The 17,083-nt window shown below is 65.9% G+C and carries 14 protein-coding genes and 1 pseudogene; 3 read left to right on the forward strand and 12 right to left on the reverse strand.

The genetic code is table 11. From position 1 onward, the window contains the following. Positions 1 to 47: 47 nt before the first annotated feature. Entirely contained in the window at positions 48 to 1,436 is a 1,389-nt protein-coding gene (locus ACVISU_RS05650; protein WP_456706279.1) for a transaminase, read from the reverse strand. Next, positions 1,433 to 2,917 carry an aldehyde dehydrogenase gene (locus ACVISU_RS05655; protein ID WP_456706280.1) on the reverse strand — a complete coding sequence of 495 codons (1,485 nt, stop codon included), beginning with the start codon at positions 2,915 to 2,917 and terminating at the stop codon, positions 1,433 to 1,435. The genes ACVISU_RS05650 and ACVISU_RS05655 overlap by 4 nt, the downstream gene beginning before the upstream one ends. A gap of 219 nt (positions 2,918 to 3,136) precedes the next feature. On the opposite strand from ACVISU_RS05655, the gene ACVISU_RS05660 reads away from it, so the two are divergent. From ACVISU_RS05660 to ACVISU_RS05670, 3 genes are read left to right on the forward strand one after another with little or no spacing between them, the layout of a single operon-like run. Next, complete coding sequence (locus ACVISU_RS05660; protein WP_050400287.1) at positions 3,137 to 4,399, forward strand: Tm-1-like ATP-binding domain-containing protein; 1,263 nt, start codon at positions 3,137 to 3,139, stop codon at positions 4,397 to 4,399. Further along, on the forward strand, positions 4,396 to 5,061 hold the full coding sequence (locus ACVISU_RS05665; protein ID WP_456706281.1) for an HAD-IA family hydrolase: 666 nt from the start codon (positions 4,396 to 4,398) through the stop codon (positions 5,059 to 5,061). The genes ACVISU_RS05660 and ACVISU_RS05665 overlap by 4 nt, the downstream gene beginning before the upstream one ends. 10 nt (positions 5,062 to 5,071) lie before the next feature. Further along, entirely contained in the window at positions 5,072 to 6,424 is a 1,353-nt protein-coding gene (locus tag ACVISU_RS05670; protein WP_456706282.1) for an aminotransferase class III-fold pyridoxal phosphate-dependent enzyme, read from the forward strand. Here the strand turns inward: ACVISU_RS05670 and ACVISU_RS05675 are convergent. The 10 genes and pseudogenes from ACVISU_RS05675 to ACVISU_RS05720 form a co-directional block, all read right to left on the reverse strand. Next, positions 6,410 to 6,718, reverse strand: coding sequence for a hypothetical protein (locus tag ACVISU_RS05675; protein WP_050400142.1), 309 nt, complete (start codon positions 6,716 to 6,718; stop codon positions 6,410 to 6,412). The genes ACVISU_RS05670 and ACVISU_RS05675 overlap by 15 nt on opposite strands. After that, complete coding sequence (locus tag ACVISU_RS05680) at positions 6,715 to 8,727, reverse strand: copper amine oxidase (protein WP_456706283.1); 2,013 nt, start codon at positions 8,725 to 8,727, stop codon at positions 6,715 to 6,717. The genes ACVISU_RS05675 and ACVISU_RS05680 overlap by 4 nt, the downstream gene beginning before the upstream one ends. A 65-nt stretch (positions 8,728 to 8,792) precedes the next feature. Continuing rightward, entirely contained in the window at positions 8,793 to 9,812 is a 1,020-nt protein-coding gene (locus ACVISU_RS05685) for a branched-chain amino acid ABC transporter permease (protein WP_456706284.1), read from the reverse strand. A gap of 5 nt (positions 9,813 to 9,817) precedes the next feature. After that, on the reverse strand, positions 9,818 to 10,684 hold the full coding sequence (locus ACVISU_RS05690) for a branched-chain amino acid ABC transporter permease (protein ID WP_456706285.1): 867 nt from the start codon (positions 10,682 to 10,684) through the stop codon (positions 9,818 to 9,820). Between the two features lie 18 nt (positions 10,685 to 10,702). Beyond that, the gene (locus tag ACVISU_RS05695; protein ID WP_456706286.1) at positions 10,703 to 11,401 is read right to left on the reverse strand and encodes an ABC transporter ATP-binding protein; all 699 of its coding nucleotides are present in this window, start codon (positions 11,399 to 11,401) and stop codon (positions 10,703 to 10,705) included. Beyond that, positions 11,388 to 12,119, reverse strand: coding sequence for an ABC transporter ATP-binding protein (locus ACVISU_RS05700; protein ID WP_050400132.1), 732 nt, complete (start codon positions 12,117 to 12,119; stop codon positions 11,388 to 11,390). The genes ACVISU_RS05695 and ACVISU_RS05700 overlap by 14 nt, the downstream gene beginning before the upstream one ends. Position 12,120: 1 nt before the next feature. Further along, a complete protein-coding gene (locus tag ACVISU_RS05705; RefSeq protein WP_050400130.1) occupies positions 12,121 to 13,434 on the reverse strand; it encodes an ABC transporter substrate-binding protein in 1,314 nt (437 codons plus the stop codon). A 31-nt stretch (positions 13,435 to 13,465) separates the two neighbouring features. Beyond that, positions 13,466 to 14,554 (reverse strand): CobW family GTP-binding protein, encoded by a 1,089-nt coding sequence (locus ACVISU_RS05710; RefSeq protein ID WP_456706287.1) that lies wholly within the window; start codon positions 14,552 to 14,554, stop codon positions 13,466 to 13,468. Next, positions 14,554 to 16,221, reverse strand: coding sequence for an amidohydrolase (locus ACVISU_RS05715; protein ID WP_456710764.1), 1,668 nt, complete (start codon positions 16,219 to 16,221; stop codon positions 14,554 to 14,556). Before ACVISU_RS05715 ends, ACVISU_RS05710 begins: the two co-directional genes overlap by 1 nt. A gap of 249 nt (positions 16,222 to 16,470) precedes the next feature. After that, a pseudogene (locus ACVISU_RS05720) lies at positions 16,471 to 16,764 on the reverse strand (gamma-glutamyltransferase); the annotation flags it as partial. Positions 16,765 to 17,083 lie beyond the last annotated feature (319 nt).

Raw genomic sequence — 17,083 nt, forward strand, 5'->3', positions numbered from 1 at the left:
GGTGACGATCGCGACCCGGCCGTCGAGTTTGAACGGACGCGCCTGCATCAGATGGCTCCCGCGCCCCGCAGCAGTTCGATGAACTGCGCGAACACCGCCGTGTGCCTGTCGACGTCCCGCCCCGACGTCGCCGGACACATCAGCAGCATGGTGTGAAACGGCGTCACCAGGATGCCCTCGTTCATGTAGAACGCATGCAGCAAGGTCTCGAGATCGGGTTGCCGGCCGGCAATGACGTCGGCGCCGCTGCGAGGCGGCTGTGGCATGAACATGATCTCGGCGCGCGCACCGATCTGGGTGACGTGCCAGGGCAGTCCGGCCGCCTCGATCAGTCGGCGCGCCTCCTGTGCGAGCCGGGTCGCGGTTCCGATCATCCGCTCGTAATTCGCTGAGGTCAGGACCTTCTCCAGCACCGCGCGCATGGTGGCGACCGTCAACGCGTTGCCGGCGAGCGTGCCGCCGAAACCAAGATGCGCGGACTGTCGCTGGCGCGGATTGACGTGCGGCACGAGCTTCCAGAGCCGTTCGGCGACCTCCTCGCTGAGGCCGAACACGCCGGCTGGTATGCCACCCGCGATCGCCTTGCCGGCGACGAAGATGTCGGGCTCAAGCCCGTGGCTCCCGGTGTAGCCGCCCGGTCCGCAGGACAGCGTATGCGTCTCGTCGATGATGAGGACGGTGCCGGTGCGGCGGGTCAGGTCGCGCAACGCCTCGTGAAAACCGGGATCGACCGGGATCATGCCGAAATTGGTCATCAGCGGCTCGGTCAGAACGCAGGCGACGTCGCCCTGCGCCAGCGCCGCCTCAAGCGCCGCGACATCGTTGAACTCGACCACCCGGCTCACGGCGTCATGATCGATGCCGTTGGAATGGATCATGTTGCGCAGGCCGACGCGGCCATCGCGAATCTCGACATGCGCCTCCTCGACGCCGCCATGGTAGCAGCCGGAGAACACCAGCACCTTGCGCCGGCCGGTGATCATGCGCGAGATGCGGATCGCGGCGCGGTTGGCATCAGTCGCCGATGTCGTCAAAGTCCAGTATTTCGGACCGAAGCGACGCGACAGCACGGCGCCGACCCAGAGACTGTCCTCGGTCGGCAGCATCATGGTGGCGCCACGCTTGAGCTGATGCAGCGCGGCTTCCGTCACGGCCTCCGGCGCGTGCCCGCACATGCCGCCGGTGTCGCCGAGGCAGAAATCGATGTAGTCGCGGCCGTCGATATCCCTGATATGCGCCCCGTGCGCCTCCTCGACATAGACAGGGAAGCCGCCTGCCCAACGCCGCATCCAATGCGACGGGCCGCCATAGAGGAAATGTTGCCGGCCCTCTTGCCAGGCCGCGGCCGAGCGCGGATGCAGCGCCCGAAAGCGTTCCTGCTCGGCGTCGAGCAAGCGGTTCAAGACGCCCGCACGTTCGGCAGTTGCTGATGTCATAGCGCGATCCATGCGGTCTTGAGGTCGGTACAGGCGTCCAGCGCGTGCAGCGACTTGTCGCGCCCAAAGCCGGATTGCTTGAAGCCGCCGAGCGGCACCGTGATGTCTGCGCCGCCATAGGCGTTCACGTGCACGACGCCGGCCCTGATGGCGCGCACCATGCGATGCGCCGTCGACAGGCTTCCGGTCCACACCGCCGATGCAAGTCCATAGGGCGTCGCATTGGCGAGCGCCGTGGCTTCTTGCTCGCCGTCGAACCGCGTGACCGTCAGCACCGGCCCAAACACTTCCTCGCGCCAGACCTCCATCGACGGCGTCACCTCGGCGAGGATCGCGGGCGCCATGAAATTGCCACCGCTCTCAGCGCGGGTCTGCTCGCCGCCGATCAGCCGGTTCGCACCCTGCGCTTCCGCGCGGGCAACCGCATCGAGATTCTTGCGCAACTGAGCTTGGCTCGAAATGGCGCCGACATCCGACGTCAGTTCGAGGGGATCGCCGACACGGAGCTTGGCGGTCGCATCGAGCAGCTCATCCATAAAGCGATCGTAGACTTTCGACTGCACCAGCAGCCGCGAGCCGGCCACGCAGACCTGGCCCGAATTGCGGAAGATGCCGTTGGCCGAGACCTTGGCCGCATGCTTGATGTCGGGCACATCGGCGAACACGATGTTGGGTGACTTGCCGCCCAGCTCGAGATGGACCCGCTTCAGGTTTGAGCGTGCCGAGCATTCCAGCAGCCTGCGGCCGACTACGCCCGAGCCGGTGAAGGCCAGCACATCGACATCCATGTGCAGCGCGAGCGCCTCGCCGGCCGATACGCCGCGGCCGGTGACGACGTTGAGCACGCCGTCCGGCAGACCTGCCTCGGTCGCGAGCTCGGCCAGCCGCAGCAGCGTCAGCGACGCCAGTTCCGGCGGCTTGACCACGACCGAATTTCCCGCGGCGAGCGCCGGACCGATCTTCCACGCCCCGATCATCAACGGGAAATTCCACGGCACGATGACGCCGACGACGCCGAGCGGCTCACGATGCACGAGCCCGAGCACGTCACCCGAGGTCGGCGCGATCTCGCCATACACCTTGTCGATCGCTTCGGCGTAGTAACGAATGGTACCAGCGGCCGAGAGCGGTTCGGCCTTGTAGGCCATGCCGATCTCGGTGCCGTTGTCGCGCACGCCGAGCACCGCGATCTCGAGCGCGTGCTGCTCGATGAGTTCGGCGAGCCGCAGCAGCACCTTCTTGCGCTGCGCCGGTGCCGCGCGCGACCAGCTTCCCTGCTCGAAGGCCTGCCGCGCCTGTCTCACGGCAAGGTCGATATCGGCCGCATCGCCGTCCGCAATGGTCGTCAGCAGCGTGCCGTCGATCGGCGACACCACGTCGAGCCGTGCCTCGCCAAGCGCTTGCGCGGGCCGGCCGCCGATGAAGAGCTGCTGGGCCGGAATTGCGGCCGAACGTAACAGATCGATCTGGGCTTGCTGCATACGAGATCATTGTGAGGGTGACAAAAGCGGCTCCCGACCGGGGATCGCTGGCATGGCGCAATCCTCGCCAAATCAAGGCTTTGGCAGCAATCAACCGATAGGTGGATGTTGCCGCGGCCGGTGCCCTCATAGCGTGATCGCACGATGGCCGAACGCCCTGCCCGCTGGGTGCAGACCAACTCGTCCACATCCCCTCACGCCGCCGGCGAGCCGAAGGTCATGCCCGAGATCACGCAGCCCCGTATTCTTCTGATCGGCACTGGAGACACCAAGGCCGACGAACTGCTGTTCATGAGCGATTGCATCGCCCGCGCCGGCGGCACAACGATCATGATGGACATCAGCGTGCTCGGCGATCCGCCCTATCGGCCCGCGCACGACAAGCACGCGGTGGCGGCGGCTGCAGAGACCACGATCGCGGCGATTGCATCCAGCGGCGACGAAAACTCCGCGATGTCGCTGATGGCAATCGGCGCTGCGAATCTCGCGCGCCAGCTTGCGGCGCGCGATGCCATCGACGGCGTGATCGCGATCGGCGGCACGATGGGAACCGACCTTGCGCTCGACGTCGCGCAGGCGCTGCCGCTCGGCCTGCCGAAGCTGATCGTCTCGACCGTCGCCTTCTCGCACCTGATTCCGCCCGAGCGCGTCGCCGCCGATCTGATGATGATCCTGTGGGCCGGCGGCCTCTATGGCCTCAACGGCACCTGCACGGCCGTGCTGTCGCAGGCCTGCGGCGCGATCGTCGGCGCGGCCAGGAGCGCGATCAAGCCGAGCCGGGACCGGCCGGTCGTTGCGATCACCTCGCTCGGCAAGAGCTGCCTGCGCTACATGGTGGAGCTCAAGCCGCAACTCGAGCAACGCGGCTACGAGGTGGTGGTCTTCCACACCACCGGCATGGGCGGCCGCGCGATGGAATCGATCGCAGCCCAGGGCGGCTTTGCCGCAGTGCTGGACCTCAGCCTGCAGGAAGTGGCCAATCAGCTCACCGGCTCGGTGGTCAATTCAGGCGCCGACCGGCTGGAGAATGCCGGCAGAGCCGGCATTCCGCAGATCGTCGCGCCCGGGGCGATCGACATGGTCGACTTCCCGGCATGGCTTGGGGTTCCGAACGAGCTGGCGGATCGGCCGTTCCACGCGCACAACCGGCTGCTCGCGTCGGCAACCTCGGGAGCCGCCGATCGCCGCCGGATCGCTCACGCGATTGCGGAGAAGCTGGCCGGCGCCAGCGCACCGGTCGCCTTCGTGCTGCCTGCCGGCGGCATCCAGCAATGGGACCGCGCAGGCGAAGCCCTGCACGACCCCGAAGCCCTCGCCGCCTTTGTCGACGCGATGCGCTCGGCAGTCCAGCCGCCGGTCGAGCTGCACGAGATCAAAGACCACATCAACAGCGCGAAGTTCAATGAAACCGTGCTCGGCATCTTCGACCGTTGGGTTAAGGCCGGCATTGTCCGTCCCGGCCGCGCGACGGCTGCCGCATGAAGAGGCCGCTCGCAAAGGCGCTGGTGCTCGACTTCGGCGGTGTGATCTCGAAGACCCTGTTCGAGACCCATGATCTGACCGAGCGCGCGCTCGGGCTTGCTCCGTGCACGCTGAAATGGCTCGGACCATTCGCCCCCGACAGCGATCCGCTCTGGGCCGCGATGCAGCGCGGCGAGCTTTCCGAACGCGACTACTGGCTGACCCGCAGCCGCGAAGTCGGGCGCATGGTCGGCGAGGACTGGCGCGATATGGAGACTTTCGTGAAGCGTGCGCGCGGCGCCGATCCCGACACCGTGATCCGCCCGGAGGCCGTGCGCGCGATCACCCTCGCCGCCGATGCCGGGTTCCGGCTTGCGATCCTCTCAAACGAGCTCGACCTGTTCTACGGCGCGGATTTCCGCACCCAGCTCTCCATCCTCAAGCGCTTCGACAGCATCGTCGACGCGACCCATACCGGTATCCTGAAGCCCGATCCGCGCGCCTATCAAACCGTGCTGGACGAACTGGCGCTTGAGGCAGAAGATTGCGTCTTCGTCGACGACCAGCGCCGCAACATCACGGGCGCCACGGCGTGCGACATGCGTACGGTGCTGTTCGATGTGCGCAATCCAGCCGCGTCCTACAGCGAAGCGCTGCGGCATTTCGGGCTGCAATTCCACTAAGAGAGCCAACATGCGCGACAGAAACTTCCTGGTTGAGAACAACGCCAAGCCGATCTGGCACCCGATGGCCCATCCTGCCGAGATGCGCGCGCAGCCGCCGCGGATCGTGATGAAGGGCGAAGGCGTCCACGTCACCGACATCGACGGCGAGACCGTGATCGATGCGGTCGGCGGCCTGTGGAACGTCAACCTCGGCTACAGCTGTGATCCGATCAAACAGGCGATCGCAGACCAGCTCAGCGCGCTGCCCTACTATTCTGGCTTCCGCGGCACCTCGAACGGTCCCTCCATCGAGCTCGCCTACGAGCTCACCGAATGGTTCAAGCCGGAAGGCATGGTGCGCGCCTTCTTCACGTCGGGCGGATCGGACTCGGTCGAGACCGCGCTGCGGCTTGCGCGGCAATACTGGAAGATCAAGGGCCAGGCCGACCGCACCAAGTTCCTGGCGCTGAAGAAGGGCTATCACGGCACCCATTTCGGCGGCGCCTCCGTCAACGGCAACGCCAATTTCCGCCGCAACTATGAGCCGATGCTGCCCGGCGTATTTCATATCCCGGCGCCGTCGACCTATCGCAATCCCTTCAACGAGACCGATCCCGCCAGGCTCGCGCAGCTTTGCGCGGCGGCGATGGAGGAGGAGATCGCGTTCCAGGGCGGCGACACCATTGCGGCCTTCATCATGGAGCCGGTGTTAGGTGCCGGCGGCGTGATCGTGCCGCCGGACAGCTTCATGAAGCTGGCACGCGAGATCTGCGACCGTCACGGCATCCTGATGATCGCCGACGAGGTCGTCACCGGGTTCGGGCGCACCGGTGCGTGGTCGGGCTCGCGTCTCTGGGGCGTGAAGCCTGACATGATGACGATGGCCAAGGCGATCACCTCGGGCTATTTCCCGCTCGGTGCGACCTTGATCGGTGAGCAGGTCGCGGAAGCCTTCGAGACTGACACCACCAATTTCGGCTCGATCGGTCATGGCTATACCTATTCGGGCCATCCGGTCGGCTGTGCCGCCGGACTTGCGGCGCTGGCCGAGACCCGCCGCCTCAAGCTCGACGAGAATGCCGCTGCACGCGGCAAGGACCTCGCACAGGCGCTGGCCGCGCTCAAGGCGAAGCATGCATTGGTCGGCGACGTCAGGGGCAAGGGCCTGATGGCCGCGCTCGAGCTGGTTGCCGATCGCGACAGCAAGAAGCCCGCGGACAAGAAGACGATGGCGAAAGTGGCAGATAGCGCCTACGAGGCCGGCGTGATGCTGCGCGTCTCCGGCAACAACCTGATCCTGTCCCCGCCCCTGATCCTCACCTCAGCCGACGTGAAGACGATCGCCGAAGGGATCGACGCCGGGCTCTCAGCGGCCGGCTGACAGCGCGCTGACGCAGGCCATGGCGCGCTCGAACGGCGCGCCGGCCGCCCTGTCATGGTCGAGGCAGTCGGCCAGCGATGCCGCCGACATTCGCTGGTCGGTGCAGAAGATCCGCATGAAGTCGGCCGCGAGCGCGAGCTTGCGCGGCGCAGATTGGCGCTCCCAGTCGCCGCTGCCCAGATAGAGCAAGGACGCATCGTCAGCGCCGCTTTCGGCCGCCGTGACCTTCTGCGCCACCAACAGCGTCAGCAGCGCGCCGGCTATCCCCCCGATGTGATGCGCGCGGCCCCTCATTTGGTGTCCCTGGCATTCACCATCGGCGGCACGTCGAGCGCGGGATTGCGGTCGAAGAAGTTGAATGGACGCAGCCGGAAGCCATGCCACAGCCCTGGCATGACCGGCCAATCCTCGGCGCGCGGCACGTGGCGGAAGCCGACCGTATACCACAGCACGAGGTCGCGATCCTCGATCGGCCGTTTCGCCGCCGTCCATTTCGGTAGGCCATCGACGTCAGGGTTTTCGTTCGGATACATGCCTGCGGCGTAGCGCTCGTCCCTGGCGTAGGCCGAGGTCCACAGCGTGTAGGCGCTGAAGCCGGCGCGCAGTTGGATCGGATCGTCCTTGGCGAGCAATGACACGTCGGAGTGGCCGGGCATGATCTGGTAGCTCGTCCGGTAGCCGCGGCTGTTGGTCTTGCCCGTGCTCTCGATCCGGAACTGCGCGGCGTTCAATGGCATCGTGATGGGGCCTTCGGTCGCGACCGGCTTCGTTTCGATCTGCCAGAGGCTCTTGCGCTGGCCCTCATCCAGCCGGCGGACGCTGAAGCGGTCCTCGACCAGCCGGTTCGAGGTGCCGTCGACGTCCATGTCGATCCGAAAGGTCATGTAGTGATCGTGATTGACGGCGAGCAGCCGCTCGTCGACCAGCGTCCCGTAGGCCGTATCCTGCTTCGCCGTCGGATCGCTCAAGGTTCGGCTCGCGACCCCCTTGGTCGCATCGATGCCGTAAGCACCGAGCCGCACGTCGATGTTGCCGGCGCGGTCGAACACGTAGTCCACCAGATAGTCGTAATTGCCGACCACCGGCGCCATCCGCACCACCAGCTCATTGTTCGGCCGCACCTCGGCGGTGTTGTTGATCAGCTCGCTGTGGCGCCAGATCGGATCGCCGGTCGGGCGCTCGAAGATACAGACCGCGCCCTTGGCGACCACCGGATTGCCCTTGGTATCCGAGATCGTCAGATCGAGAAAATGCGCGCCTTCCGGGCAGTCGATGCCGCGCTGCAATTCGCTGGAGAGCACGCCGAAACCGTACTCGCCGATGTCCATGTAGGCGCGGAACGACCAGGTCGGCGCCGGATCCATATAGGGCACGAACATCTCGCTCGCCGAGATCTGGTAGGCGATGTCGCGCAGCGTGCCGTGGTCGTCGTAGCGGATCAGCGACAGCACCGCGCCGACGCGCGGCTCGAGCCGGACATGGAACGACCAATTGTCCCAGCGCACCTGGCCGCCTTCCACCTTCACGTTGCTGCCCTCGGGCGCCACGATTTCGATCGGCTTCGGCGGCTTGCGGTATTTTCCGGAGTCGGCATAGGCGTGCGATGGCGTCTGCGGCGGCGGCGGCACCACGCCGAGATCGGTCACCGACAGCACCGTCTTGCTCTTGAGATCGACCTGGGCGACGAGGTTCTCGATCGGCTTGCCCCAGAGATTGTTGACGGCGCCTGTGGTGTCGACGCAGGGCACGTTGAGCAGGCGGCGGCCCTTCATGGCGGGGTCGCTCACCGGACCGACCGTCAGCGGCAGACACATGACGTTGCGGAAATCGGTGATGCCGCGCTTGGCCATCGCGGCGGTCCAGCGCGGGTCCTGCTTCGGCAGGTCGCCGGCCGACATCAGCTCGTCGATGGTCAGCGCGGCCTCCTGGTCCCTGATTTCGTCCCAGCCGGCCAGGCTGCGCACGGCGAGATCGATATGCGCCTCATAGAGATGTCCGCCGCTCAGCAAGGTCGCGGTCGCCCGGCGCGTGAACGGCTGGCCGGGCTTCCACGCCCGCACCTCGTCCTTGGGATCCTCGTCGACCGTCATCGAGACGACCCGCGTCGCATCGTCGAGCTTGCCGGCGCCGCGCAGGATTTCGGAGACCGAGCGGATTTCGTCCGTCGTGAGCCCATCCATCGGGTGCGTTGCGGCCGCCTGCGGCCACATCCTGCGCTCGGCCTGCGCGGGCGGCGGTGCCGTCATCGCCGCCGCAACCAGGCCGGCCAATACCCATCCGCCATGCCGGAAAATCAGAGCCATCACGCCCTCCACTCAAAGCCAGAACGACCAGAATACAAGCAATGGTGACGGCGTGAAGGCCAGCCTCATCCGGTAACCCGTTCCGACGCGCCCGGCAGGATGGTGGCCGCGGCCGGCCGTGGCGCGGCGCGGTGGACGTCGAGCAGCCGCACGCCGAGACGATCACGCAAGGCCGGCCAGATGCCGCGCGGCGCCACGATCATCACGACGACCGCAATGATGCCCAGCCCGACCAGATACCAGCCTCCGGACAGGCCGAGCGGCCCGGTCATCAGCTCACGCAGGCCGAAGAAGATGATGACGCCGAGGATTGGCCCTTCCAGCGTTCCGATACCGCCGATGATCACGATGAACATCATGTAGACCGACCAGTTGACGTCGAAGGCCGCGAGCGGCGCGATGAACAGATTGCCCATGAAGCTGAGCGCACCCGCCAGCCCGCATCCGGCCGCCGAGAGTACGAAGGCGACGAAGCGGTTATGCCGGACGTCGACGCCGACGCTCATCGCGGCAAGATCATTGTCGCGCACGCTCATCAGCCCGAGCCCGAAGCTCGAGGTCATCATCTTGTACAGCGCCGCGATCGTGACCAGCGTCAGGCCGCCGGCGAGCCAAAACATGGTCGGCTCGAACCAGTCGAAATCGATCAGCTTGCTGGTGGCGAGCGGCATGCCCGAGGTGCCGCCGATCTCCTGAGATTTCATCGTGAAGGCGCCGATGATCTCGGCGAACACCCACATCGCGATCGAGAAATAAGCGTCGCGCAACCGAAACAGCGGAAACGCGATGATCGCGGCGACCGCGCCCGCCACCAACGGCGCAACCGGCAACACCCAGATCGGCGTGACTTCGAGCCAGCCCGAGGTCAGGAACAGCGCATAGGCACCGAACGCGATGAAGACCTGATGGCCGAGCGACACCAGCCCGGCATAGCCCGCCAGTAGGTTCCACATCTGCGCCATCGTCAGCAGCAGCAGGCATTCGGTCGCGAGCCGCAGGAAGCCCTCGTTCAGCACGAAGGGCGCGCCGGCGATGACGGCGACCAGCACGATGACGCAGCCCAGGAGAATGGTTCGTGTCGGCATCGGCGTCACACCCTGCTCGACACGAGGCCCGACGGCCGGATCAGGAGCATGATGAAGAACAACAGATGTGCGTAGAGCAGCCCCGCGTTCGGATCGATCTTCAGGCCGATCAATTGCGCCATGCCGAGCGCGATGCCGCCGAGCAGCGCGCCCCAGAACGAGCCGAGCCCGCCGAGCACCACGACCTCGAATGCGATCAGGAGCCGCTCGGCGCCCGAGAACGGCGTGAAGCTCGACCGCACCGCGAGCAGTACGCCGCCGATCGCGCCGAGCGCGAGCGACAGGCCCATCACGTAATTGTAGACCCGGTCCGGCTTGACCCCGGACAGCCGGACGATGTCGCGGCGGTCGGCAGTGGCGCGCACGATGCGCCCGAACTCGGTATGGCGCAGCACCAGCTGCAGCGCCATGAACAGCAACGCGGCCAGCACCAGCGTCAGCAGCGGCATGATTCCGATGTTGAGCCCGCCGATCTCGAGACTGGCGCGCGACAGCTCGCCGACCTGGAGGCTGCGCACGTCGGCACCGAACATTTCGACCATGACATTGCGCAGGATCACCGACACGCCGAAGGTCAGCAGCAGCGGCGACAGCGGATCGGGCGACGTCACCACCCGGTTGACGATGGCGGCCTGATAGAGCCAGCCGACCGCAAACGACAGCGCGATCACCGGGATCAGCATCAGCAGCGGCGAGACCTGCGGAAACAGGTTGGAAAGCAGCACGGCGCAGAACGCGCTGAGCACCATGAACTCGCCGTGCGCGATGTTGACGACGCGCATCACCCCGAACACCAAAGCGAGCCCGATGCCGAGCAGCCCGTAGAGCCCGCCCAGCAGGGCTCCGTTGATCAATGTCTCAACCCAGATCATGTTCGTTGCCGATCCTGGCTAGTTACCGAAATAGGCGTGCGTCAGTTGCTCCGGCTGCAAGCCTTGCGCCGGGCCGGTCAGCGACACCCGCCCCTTCAACAGACAATAAATTCGTTCAGAGGTCGCGAGCGCGCGCTTGACGTCCTGCTCGACCAGCACGACGGCGGTGCCCTCGCGGCGGATATCGGCGAAGGAGCGATAGATCTGCTCGACCACCACAGGCGCGAGCCCGAGCGAGATCTCGTCGCAGAGCAAGAGCCGCGGGTTCGACATCAACGCGCGGCCGATCGCCGCCATCTGCTGCTGGCCGCCGGAGAGCTGGCCCGGAAACATCCGCCGCCGCTCCTCCAGGATCGGGAACAGGTCGAACACCCGACGTAAGGTCCAGCTTCCCTTGCGCCGATTGACGCTGCCCATCAGCAGGTTCTCCTCGATGGTCAACGAGTCGAACAGCAACCGCCCTTCCGGCACCATGATCAGCCCGAGCCGCGACACCTCTTCGGCCGGCATCTGCGAGATGTCGATGCCATCGAAATGCGCCGCTCCCTTGCGCTCCTCGTTGAGCCCGACCAGCGCCTTCAGGAAGGTCGACTTGCCGGCGCCGTTGGCGCCGACCAGCGCCACCGCCTCTCCGTCCGCCACGGTGAAGTTCATGTCGAACACGGCCTGGAGATCGCCGTAGAAGATCTGCAGGCCGTTCACATCAAGCAACGCCATCGGCCTTCAATCCCATATAGATCTCGCGCACCACGGCGCTGTCCATCACCTCGGCCGGCGGCCCTTCCAGCACCTTGCGGCCGAAATCGAGCACCAGGATACGATCCGAGACCGCGCGCAGCGCGTGCGGAATGTGCTCGATCCAGATCATGGCGTGATCGGCCTTCACCGACTTGATGACAGCGACGAGGCGCTCGACCTCGGGCTCGGTCAGCCCGGCGGCGATCTCGTCGAGCAGGATCAGCTTGGGCTTCGAAGCCAGTGCCTTGGCGAATTCCAGCCGCTTGCGATCGATCAGCGGCAAGGCGCCGGCGAGCTTGTCCGCCTTGCCGTCGAGCCCGGTGCGCTGCAACACCTGCATCGTCCAGTCCGACGCCGCCTCGCCATACAGGCCGGCGCCATAGGACGCGGCGACCAGCGCGTTCTCGTAGACCGACAGGTGCGGAAACGGCTGCGGGATCTGGAACGCCCGCCCGAGCCCCATCCGTGCCCTTTGGTGCGGCGGCAGCCCCGTTATCTCCTTGTCGTCGAGCATGATCGAACCGCCGTCGGCCGTGAGCAGGCCGACGATCAGGTTGAGCAGCGAGCTCTTGCCGGCGCCGTTCGGGCCGATCACGCCAAGGCATTCGCCCCGCGCCAGCGCGAAGCTGACGTTGTCGGCGACCACGATCTCGCCGAAGCGCTTGCAGAGCCCGCTGACGCGCAGAAGGGGTGCCATCTCAGGCCAGCTTGGAGAGCAGCTGGAGATCGGCCTGCTTCGGAATGAACGGCGCCGTTCCGTTGTGCACGATCAGGAGCTCGTATTTCGACTTGCCGCCCTTGGTCTTGCGCCACTGTCCGCCCGACAGCGAGGTCACCGCAACGTTCTTGATGGGCGTCCCCTTGAACTTCACTGGTCCGACCACGGTCTCCATGTCGAGGCCGGCGATCGCATCGCGCAGCGAGTTCTTGTCCTTCGGGTCACTGTTCTGCAACGCGGCCAGCGCGACTTCCCAGAGCGCGTGGGCGTAACCGATCGGCTGGGTCCATTGCTTGCCGGTGCTCTTCTCCCATTCGGCGGCGAGCTCGGCGGCGCTCTGCCCAGTCAGCGACGACTTGAAGGGATAGGCCGGCGTCCACCATACTTCGGTCGACATGCCGTCGCCACGGTCGCCGAGCGCGTTCACCGCGCTCGGGAACAGGAAGGCCGCCGCCACCGTGCATATCTGCGGCTTGAACCCGGCTTGCGCCGCCTGGTTCCACAGCGTCACCCAGTGATTGCCGTAGGTGAAGCCGGACACGATATCGACGCCGTTGTTCTTGAAAGACGACACCTGGTTGGTGAAGTCATCGGTCGCGATCTGGAATTTTCCGGCGGAGAATTCCTGATAGCCTGCCGCCGCAATGCCGCCCGGCAGACCGACCTTCGGATCGGAGAACGCTTGGCCGGCGGGATTGTCGATATAGAGCGTGCCGACCTTCTTGTTGGTATCGACCGACTGCCACATGCCGAGGAAGTTCTTGACGACGTCATCGGCGCCCCAGAAGAAATGGTAGCTGTAGGGGAAGCCCTTGTCCGGCGTCGACTTGCGCGGGAACATCCAGCCTTGCCACGGCACCATGGTCGAAATCGACGGAATGCCGCGGGCATCGGCGAGCTCCTGCACCGGAGCCTGCGCATCGCCGTCCTCGATCAGGATCAGGTCGCATTTCTCCCGCAGCACCAGCTCGCTGGCGACGACAGACGAGCGGTTCGGATCAGACTGGTTGTCCTTGAACACAAATTCGATCTGCCAGGTCTTGCCGCCGATCTTCAGCCCATCCTTGACGCGCGCCTTGATGCGCTCGTGGATCCAGGTGTCGGGCTCGGCAAACGGCGCGCGGACGCCCGAGAGGCACCCGACCCAGCCGATCTTGATGGTGTTGCCGGCGGCGCGCGCGATGTTGACCAGCGGCACATTCATGGCCGACGCAAGTCCGGTTGCGCCGGCTGCCTTCAGCAAGGTCCGCCGGTTGAGCCGGCTGGACGAGTTCGTCTTTGAGTTCTCAGTCATGTCCCTCTCCCTGAACAAAACTCTGAAGTAACTAGGCCGCGGATCGCTGGATTGCCGAACGGCTCACCGCCGCGAATTTGCACAATGTGTTTTCGATGATGTGGCGCGGGATGCCGCGCACGATGAAGACCAGCCGTGAGCGGCGGTCCGCCGACGGCCAGCCGGCAAGCGCGATCGGCGGATGGAACACGTGCTGCACGCCATGCACCACGATCGGCGCATCGGGCTGCTCGGCGACATGCACGATCGCCTTGAAGCGCAGCAGGTCCTCGCCCCTGAGCGCCGCGACATAATCGAGCCAGCGCGCGAACGCCTCACGCTGGATCGGCTCGTCGATGATCAAGCTGTAGGAGGATACGCCGGCGTCGTGCGTGTGATGACTGTGATTACCGCAATCCGCGCCTTCGCAATCGTGATCGGCGTGATGATGCGGCGGGTTCGCCGCATGCGATGCCAGCTCGAACCAGCGTACGACGTCGGCCGAGCGGGCCGCCGGATCGAACAGCCCGGCATCGAGCACCTTTGCCGGCTCGACCATTCCATTCCGCACATGCGCGCGCGTCGCCACAGGATTGATCGCGGCGAGCCGCGCATCGAGCAGCACCAGCCCATCATCGGCGGCCAGATCGGTCTTGGTCACCAGCAGCCGGTCGGCGACCGCGATCTGCCTGATGGCCTCGTCGTGCGTCTCGAGGGTGCGCGCGCCATTGACGGCATCGACGGTCGCGACCACGCCGTCGATCCGGTAGCGGCCGACGACCTCCGGCGCCGTCATCAGCGTATGCAGCACCGGTACGGGATCGGCGAGCCCGGTGGTCTCGACCAGCACGCGATGGAACGGCGGAATCGAGCCAGCAGCGCGGCGGGCGGCGAGATCGGTCAGTGTCTCGATCAGATCCTCGCGCACCGAGCAGCAGATGCAGCCATTGTCGAGCAGCGCCAGACGGTCCTCGCTGCTCTCGACCAGGAGGTGATCCACCGCCACCTCGCCGAATTCGTTGATGATGGCGACGACGCCGCCAAGCTCCTTCTGGCGCAGCAGATGGTTCAGCACCGTGGTCTTGCCGCTGCCGAGGAAGCCGGTGAGCACCGTGACCGGGATCTGATCCACAGCAATCATCACGCGCTCCGCTGGTAGACCTTACGGCCCTCGAAGAAGGTCATCTCGACCCGCGTATCGGCAAGCTGATCCGGCGGGATATCGAAGATCATCCGGTCGAGCACGATCAGGTCGGCCGATTTGCCGATCTCGATCGAGCCGATCGATTGGCCGAGCCCGGCCGCGCGCGCGGCATCGATGGTGTAGATGTCGATCACGGTGGCGAGATCGAGCGCCTGCTCAGCCCAGAGCGACTTGCCGGGAAAATCCCCCGTCGGATTTTGCCTTGTCACCATGCCCTCGATGCCCTGCCATGGATCGGGGATCGGGATCACCGGCCAGTCCGAGCCGCCGGCCATCAATGCGCCGGCCGCCTTCAGATCCTTGTTCGGCCAGAAGCGCTGCGCCCGCTCCTCGCCCATCGCGGCCTTGTGCGCCTCGAGGAAGATGGTCGGATACCAGATGATCGGCGACAGATCGGCCGCAACGCCGAGCTCGGCGAAGCGCTTGACGTCGTCGGGCGCGATATAGCTCGCATGCGCGATGTGGTGGATCAGATGGGTCGGGCCGTTGAAGCTGCGCACGACATCGATCGCGTCGAGCGCCTGCGTCACCGCGGCATCTCCCGCACAATGGATCTTCGCGGCAAGCCCAAGCTTCTCGCAGCGCCCCAGCCAGCGGATCAGATCCGGCACCGTCAGCATGGTCGATCCGCGGAAGCAGCAGCCGCGCAGTGGGTCGGCCAGATAGGGCTCGTGGAAGGCCGCCGTCTTGGCGCCCGGCACGCCGTCGAGGAACACCTTCGCATAATCCGGCTTCACATGGGCGCCGCGATACTGTTCGCGCAGCGCAAACAGCTCCTCGCCGGCCTTGCCGAACATGAAGCCCGGCTCGACCACCGGCATCGCGCAGACCGCCCAGGCGGTGAGCTCGCCGCGGTCGTCGAGCCCCTTCAGCGCCGCCATGATCGGCTGCATGCTGGCGGCGTCGATGAAGGCGGTGACGCCATAGGTGTTCAGCACCGAGATCGAACGCGCCACCGCCGCGCGGTCCATCTCGGCCGTGTAGTGACCCGAAGCCGCGAGCGCCCGCTCCACCAGGCCCGAGGCGGCCTCGATCATGATCCCGGTCAGCGTCCCGGTCTTGAGGTCGCGGCCGATCTCGCCGTCGGTCGGATCAGGGGTGTCGGCCTGCACACCGGCAAGCCGCAGCGCCGCCGAGCTTGCCCAGCGATTGTGATAGGTGTCGTCGCGCAGCACGACGGGATGCCCGAGGCACGCGGCGTCGAGCAGCGCGCAGGACTCCACGGTATTCATCTCGTTCAGCAGATTATTGCCGAACTGACCGCCGACGATCCAGGCGCCGGGCGCCGCCGCTGACGCGGCCTTGTGCAAGGTCTCGGCGATCCTTGGCACGCTGTCGGCGTTGGAGAAGCGCAGCTCGTAGAGATCGGCCTGCCCGCCCATCATGATATGATTGTGGATGTCGACGATCCCCGGCATCGCCATCCGTCCACCGAGATCGACAGTCGCCGTCGCCTCGCCGATGAGCGACGCGACGTCGCGCTCTTCGCCCACGGCGACGAACCGGCCGGCCTTGACCGCCGCGCACGCCGCCCAGGGCAGTTCCCGGTTCGACGTGTAGATCCGACCGTTGCGGAAGACCGTGTCGGCGAATGTCCTGGTCATGCGGAGCAACTTCTCGATTGGGGAAAGCCTGGAGCGCGCACTGTGCGGTGCACAGCGGCCGAACCGCGCACGACACCAGCGTGACGCCAAACGTTCGGCATGTCGGCATTTGGAACAATCCACCGTCCGGTGGATGCTCCACCGCCTGCTGCGATGCTGGCCGCAGAGCCTCCCTTCGAATCCCAGCGCCAGACCGTCCTTGCGATGGTCGGAAGCGCCGAACAGGACGCCGCGCGCGTGGTCGATGCGGATCGCCTGGCAGCCGCTTGAGGAATATTTCTCGACATCCGTACCGGCCGGCGTGCGGCCTGAGCCGTTCAGCGCGACCGGCTCGCCGGGCGCCAGGCGAATACAGCGCGAAGCAGTCGCCGCCGATTTCGGTCATCTGCGGCTCGACCACGCGCTGCACCGCGACCGCCGCCACGCGGCATCAATGGCGTTGCCGCAACCCGTCAACATCTCGACGGCGGCAAGCGTCGCCTGCCGATGCGAGGTTGCGGCCATGCCACGCTCGGCAACCGGCACCGAGCGGCCGATGGCCATGAAATCACGCGTGTCGGATCCTCTGATGTTGCGAGCGGGAGCCGCTCGCCAACATTGTCGAATACGACACCGGTCCTTGGCGAACTGTCGGTTGGCGGCGCGGCAATCCGCAATCCACCCAACGGTGGATCGGCTGAATACGGACGGGTTCGGTTTCTCCGTCGTCGTTCCGGGGCGCGCGAGTGCGCGAACCCCGGAATGACGGGAGGGGTGCGAAAAATCAACCAGGCAGCCAAGTATTGGAGGTCGCCAAGTTTCATTCGGCTTTTCCGAATTTAACTTGACACCTGACCCAACTCAGATGTTCAATGCGCCCGTC

The sequence above is a fragment of the Bradyrhizobium sp. USDA 4452 genome (assembly GCF_054063575.1).